Here is a 6,000-nt window from a genome sequence, read left to right as displayed (position 1 = left end):
CAGAGACCACAATGCTGCGATAAACATATTGACGTTGGGGCTACAACGTCAGGCGGATTGACCGCCAAGAAGCCCAACTGCTCTATCGTTGGGAGTAGTCACATTATATAAAGGAGTTTGTATGAATTATCGACAATTAGGCAAAGACGGTGCCGACATCCCGATTATTGGCCTGGGTGCCTGGCCCATTGGCGGCGGTATGGGCAATATGGACGATAGGGATAGTATTGATACTGTGCGTACTGCTATTGACAGCGGTATTACTCTGCTCGACACTGCACAGGCATATCGCACCAGCGAGGCCACACTGGGCAGAGCGCTCAAAGATGGCTATCGCGAGCGGTGCTTTCTCGCTACAAAAGTCAGTCGTCAGTATTCTCGCGGGGATATTGAAAGTGCCATTGAAAATAGCCTGCGAAATCTCGATGTCGATTACGTAGATTTATATCAAATCCACAGTTGGAATCCGCAATATCCCATTGAAGAGAGTATGGAAACTATGGCCCGGCTGCAAGAACAGGGCAAGACGCGCTTTATCGGGGTTTCCAATTTCAACGCCGCACAGATGCAACAGGCGTACGATATTGCCCCATTTCATTCGAATCAACCGCGCTACAATATGTTTGACCGAAGTATTGAAGCCGAGGATCTGGATTTTTGCAGACAAACGGGTATTGGTATTCTCGCGCACAGTCCCCTGGGGAAAGGTTTGCTTACGGGCAAATATGCGCCCGGTCACGTCTTTTCCGAAGGCGACGAGCGCGCCGGTTCGCCTCGTTTTCAAGGCGATTTATTTGCCCGTTATCTCGCCGTGGCAGATGAGTTACAGTCTGTTGCCGCAGACAAGAACATGACTATGGTGCAACTCGCCATTGCCTGGCTTCTTCGCCGCGAGGAAGTCACATGTGTGCTCGTTGGTGCGAAAAATTCCGATCAGGTCAAAGAACACGTCGGCGCAGCAGATGTCGCGTTTTCGGATGATGAGTTGGAACGTATTGAAAAAATTTTGCAACATACGCCGAGTGGCTTTTAGGAGGTTTATCATGATTATTGATCCCCATCTCCACGTGTGGAGCGATGACGAAGAAACCTATCCCTATGGTCCCAGCCAACCACATGAGGCGGGTTCGGTCGAGCTTTTGTTTGAGACGATGGCGGACGCAGGGGTGGATAAAGCGGTTATTGTTCAGCCGATTCACTATCTTTTTGATAATCGGTATGTGGCCGATTGTCTCAAGCGGTATCCGGATAAGCTGGCGGCGCAGGCGCTTGTGGATCCCACGTCACCCGATGCTGCGGATGAGTTAGAGCGTTTGCATAGAGAAGAGGGGTTTGGCGGGATGCGTATTCATTTGTCGCGTTATGGAGATCCCGCAGGCCTGGCGGCACATGACAAGGATCCATTGTGGGCGCGTGCCCGAGATCTGGGCCTGTGTTTCAATCTGTTTGGCGGGGCTGAGGATCATGCGCCCGTTGAACCCATTATTGCCCGGTTTCCCGAGGTCAATGTTGTGGTTGATCATATTGCCGGTATTCCCGTGGATGAGCCGGATCCCAAACCACTGCTGACCAATTTGCTCAATTGGGGACAATATCCCAATGTTCATGTCAAGATTTCCAATGTGGGACAGCGATCCAATATGCCCTATCCGCACCGCGATACGCACGATATGATCAAGCGCATTTACGATGTGTACGGTCCCGAGCGTTTGATGTGGGGTACGGATTTTCCCCATGTGTTCAGGAGTTGTGGGTATAAAGGGTCTCTGGATTTGATACGCGACCACATGTTCTTTAATGATGACGATCTCGAATGGATTTTGTGCAAGACGATTCTCAAATTGTGGTCTTTTGATGAGCGCGGATGAGAATTCGTTGGGATTTTTTGTATTCTGGTTAATCGCTATCCCAGTGCTTCGAGATATTCTTCACCTTTGTGTTCGCGCAGCCAACTTTTGAGGGGGACGTCGGCTTCTGTGGGTTGCCACCATCCTTTGACGTCTATGCCATCGCCGAGTAGCTGGCGGCGGATGGGGTCGCATTTGCTGAGTATATTTTCGGGCATGAGGTTGTAATCCAGCCCCCGCAGCCAGCGATAGCTATAGCCAAAGAATAGCACGCGGCGCGTGATGTCGGATGTGTTAATCCCCCGCCGATGCCACATTCTGCGGTCAAAGAGGACGGCTGTTCCCGCTTTGACACATACGGGTAACACGCCATCGCCAGCATCGGAGCCTTCGGGTTTTGTGTCCAGTTTGTGGCTGCGCGGTACAATTTGCATTGCGCCGTGTTCTGGGGTGTCAACATCGCTTAGCCAGTAACTGATTTTTAGCGATAAGCGCGGGTGGGGGCGTTCCATCTCGGGTACAGGGCGCCCGCCGTCTTGATGCCAGCCGCCCTGGTGTATCTTGTCTTTCTTTTGCTCGGGTGGATATACGATTAGATGGGAGATATAGAGCTGGATATTCCATCCCAAAATATCCCATAATAGCGGGAATGTTTTGGGATTATCGAGTAATTCCAGAAAGACATCGTCTTCCACTACGGTTCGGAATTTTTTCAATAATGCATCTGGTTTCAGTCCTTTTGCCTCACGTTCCCGCGCTTCTACTCGATCGACGGCGTCATTCAATCGCGCGAGCAGGTCGGGTGATAGGGCGTCTTCGACGATCAAATATCCCTCGTCATTAAATTGCCTGATTTGCGCTTCTGTCGCGCAGTGTTGCAACCATTTTTTCGCGTCCATGGTGTTCTCCTTTTTACAGGGCAACCACAAGGGTTGCCCCTACGATAGTTCGCACTTCAAGTCCCTCTTTTTCATCTGCGTTCATCCGCGCCATCTGCGGATCACCCTCGCCTGCTGATCATGATGGTGGCGCAGGTGATATTTTGTGCGAGAGCCGGTGCGAGTTGTCCAAATTGTCTGCGGTTTTTGTCAATGCGCTCCAGTCCCAAAACCGTTAGGTCGTAGTTATTTGCCATATCCGTAATTGCTTCGAGGGGCTTGTTGTGGCGCACTACCAGGGCATCGGCTCTGGTGGGGACTTCTTCATTTGCAAATTGCGTCAGTCTGCGCTGCGCGCGGTCACACTGAAAATCGCTCATGTGTTCGGGTAATATCTGCAAAAATGTGACTTCGCGTTTGCCCGTGCGGCACAGACTGCCCAGCAAGCGGGCGCGAAATTTGTCGTGGGCACCGAGACTTCGCGTGGGCACCAGTACGCGATGTACGTTCTTTAAGTGCCAGCCCGGTGGTGCGTGTAATACCACGACATCGCATGATACAGAACTGATGAGTTCTTCCAGGTGGGCACTGTTGACGTCGCTCAAACCCAATAATAAACTCTCGCAGCGATGCACGCGGGAGACCCGCACAATTTCGGGCCAGGGTTGTGGGGCGATGGTCATCAGTGCTTCGGGTGCCATTCCAGCGGCAAACGAGGCTGTTACGGCTTCTCTGATTACTGTTTGTGTGTCGCGCAAGGTATGAGGTGGTTCTTCCTCGCGCCATTCCTCTTCTGGGGTAGCCACTACGGATAATAATAATACGCGTCCTACGCCCGGTGGTGCGAGCGCGTGGGCAACCGCGACCATGGCAGAAGCATTTTGAGGATTGGCCACGGGTACGAGGACCAGGGGGCTGCGACCGCGCATTTGGAGCAGTTGCGGGTCGAGTGCTTCGGCAGAGGCATCTACGACGCGGGCGCGTCGCGCCAGTAATGCCCAGTACAATAATCCGCCCAGACCGAGCCATACCGCCGAGATCAAGCCGGCGGTTGGTACGGATATGGCTTGAAAGAGTGCCAATCCGGCGCAGCACAGGCCGCCTGTGACGGGAATGAGGGGAAATAATGGCGTTTGGAATGGTGCGGGTGTTCGCCGTCGCGTTCGGGCCAGGATGCTGGTCCAGTGCGTCATGGCAAAGGAGATGAGAAAGATCAAACTGGCCGCAGCGCCAGCAGCCGCTACATCTGGTACGACCATCAGCAGGGTTGCCATTGTCAGGGCACTGACACAGATTGCGGTTATGGGCGTTTTATGGCGGATGTGTACTTCGCCAATGGGTGCGGGAAGGGTGCGGTCTTGCGCCATGGTGAGGGCTACGCGGGAAGCCGCGAGCAAATTGGCCTGTAGTGCCGATAGCATGGACAAGATGGCGGCGATTAGCACGAGCCAGAAACCCGTTGCTCCCAGGAAATGTCGCGCCGCGAGAGCCACTACCACTTCGGGATGGTTGGCGCTCAGGCCACCTATGGTCTGTCCAGGTGGGACACCCACAGTCGCGATAACAAAGAGCAGGGGCAGATAGACGCCCAGAGCCGCTGCGAGAGACAAGAGCATGGCGCGCGGCAATGTGCGTTCGGGGGTACGCACTTCGCCGGCGACGGCGGCGATGAGGTCAAAACCCTGGAGGGCGATAAAGGTATATCCCATGGCTTTGAAAAAGCCCGCTGTACCATGGGTGAGAAATGGGGTCAGGCTGGTGTGTATGGTCGTCAGACTTTTGCCTGTGAGTGCCCATAGACCGCCGCCGATGAGTACGGCGAAGACGGCCATTTTTGCAAAGTTGATCCAGTTGTCCCCGCCTCCGCTCGTGCGAATGAGGCCGAAGGCATAATAGGCTGTTGCGCAGATGGCCAGTGTTGCGACCATCGCCTGTCCAAGAAGCCATTCTGGTGCGACGCCAAAGAGCAGACGCACACATTCTTGTAGTGCTATGGCAGCATAGGATGCAAAGCCCATTGCGTAGAGTACGCCGGCGACGATGGATGCAAACCAGCCCACCCATCCAAAGGCGAAAGCCGCGCGTACGGATAATACGTTTTTGGCAAATGTATAGGTGCCGCCGGACTGGGGAAATGCGGTTGACATCTCGGCAAAGCTCAATGCGGTCAGTACGGCTATCACACCATTGGCGGCGAAGACGAGCAGTGTCGCCGGTCCTGTGGTCGCATAGGCCACGCCCGCAAGTGCCAGTATGCCGCCTCCGACGATGGCGCCGATGCCCACGCCTGTCGCACCTGCCAGACCTATGGAACGTTCTATGGTTCCCTGTTTGTTCATGGTTTTATTGTGAGGCTTTGGGAAAGTTCCCTGGGTGGTGGGGTTTGCCGTTTTCGTTCTGGACGAATTCGGGGGGAAATGCGGTGCATATTTCGCCGTTTTTCATGCCCCAGCGGTGTAGCGGACGCATGCGCCCGGCGTTGATTTTGGGGTTTGTCCACACGCCCGCTATGGCTATGCGGCTGTTTGGACTGGGGTTTGGCGGGCTGTAATGCCACAGGCTGCTGTGCCAGCAGACCACGTCGCCCGGGTTGAGTTCGATGTGTTCTGTGCCGCGTTGTTCTATGCGCGTTTTTACGAGGTCGCGAGGCAGTTCGCCGTGAATGCTGTCTTCATACATGACGTGTTGTATGATCTCACCTTTGTGACTGCCCGGGACAAATTGCATACACCCATTTTCACGCGTTGCCGGGTCGAGCGCCATCCACGCATTAAAGGGTTCGGTTTCTCCGTCGCGCCAGAGGCCGTTGTCCTGGTGCCAGGGTGTTGCGCTGCCCGTTTTGGCGGGTTTTACAAATACGCTGTTGAATTTGACGATGATGTCGTTGCCCAAAAAATATCGGGCCATGGCGAGCATTTCTCGTCCGGTGTGAAATGTGTGCCAGATGAGGGGGGATTCGACGCAGAAATTGCCGAGTTTCCGAAATCTCAGGGCGCGCGCTTCGGGGGTGTCGCCCATGGGGTCCATGGGGTCTGGATTGGGGTTGCCACTTGGCTCGGGTTTGAGCAGTTCGTTTTTTATGACGCCGCGCATGTCAAAAGCGATGCTTTCTGGGACGACGTTGCGCTCGATAAAGAATCCCTTTTCTTTCCATTGGTGTTTTTGTTCAGCGGAGGGTTTCCAATATTTCATATCGGTCTCCTTTATGTAGAATGGAAGACAATACAAATAATCCGACATTTCTGAGTTTGTCAAGTTTTTAGAATTGTTAGGCT

Annotated in this window: 5 protein-coding genes; 2 read left to right on the top strand and 3 right to left on the bottom strand. The window is 53.8% G+C overall.

The annotated features are described in order from the left end of the window. Window positions 1-121: 121 nt before the first annotated feature. Both OXH16_12280 and OXH16_12275 read left to right on the top strand, forming a co-directional pair. Window positions 122-1,033 (top strand): aldo/keto reductase, encoded by a 912-nt coding sequence (locus OXH16_12280; protein MCY3682170.1) that lies wholly within the window; start codon window positions 122-124, stop codon window positions 1,031-1,033. Window positions 1,034-1,043: 10 nt separating this feature from the next. Next, window positions 1,044-1,868 carry an amidohydrolase family protein gene (locus OXH16_12275; protein ID MCY3682169.1) on the top strand — a complete coding sequence of 275 codons (825 nt, stop codon included), beginning with the start codon at window positions 1,044-1,046 and terminating at the stop codon, window positions 1,866-1,868. A gap of 35 nt (window positions 1,869-1,903) precedes the next feature. Here OXH16_12275 and OXH16_12270 read toward each other — a convergent pair whose 3' ends face one another. The 3 genes from OXH16_12270 to OXH16_12260 all read right to left on the bottom strand — a co-directional run bounded on the left by OXH16_12270 (window position 1,904) and on the right by OXH16_12260 (window position 5,917). After that, window positions 1,904-2,746: a phytanoyl-CoA dioxygenase family protein gene (locus OXH16_12270; GenBank protein ID MCY3682168.1), complete on the bottom strand. Its 843-nt coding sequence runs from the start codon at window positions 2,744-2,746 to the stop codon at window positions 1,904-1,906. A gap of 101 nt (window positions 2,747-2,847) precedes the next feature. Further along, entirely contained in the window at window positions 2,848-5,064 is a 2,217-nt protein-coding gene (locus tag OXH16_12265) for an amino acid permease (GenBank protein ID MCY3682167.1), read from the bottom strand. A gap of 4 nt (window positions 5,065-5,068) precedes the next feature. Continuing rightward, on the bottom strand, window positions 5,069-5,917 hold the full coding sequence (locus OXH16_12260) for a phytanoyl-CoA dioxygenase family protein (GenBank protein ID MCY3682166.1): 849 nt from the start codon (window positions 5,915-5,917) through the stop codon (window positions 5,069-5,071). Between the last annotated feature and the right edge of the window lie 83 nt (window positions 5,918-6,000).

The sequence above is a fragment of the Gemmatimonadota bacterium genome (genome assembly GCA_026705765.1).
Classification (GTDB): Bacteria; Latescibacterota; UBA2968; order UBA2968; family UBA2968; genus VXRD01.
This window is presented reverse-complemented; position numbering and strand designations above follow the sequence as displayed.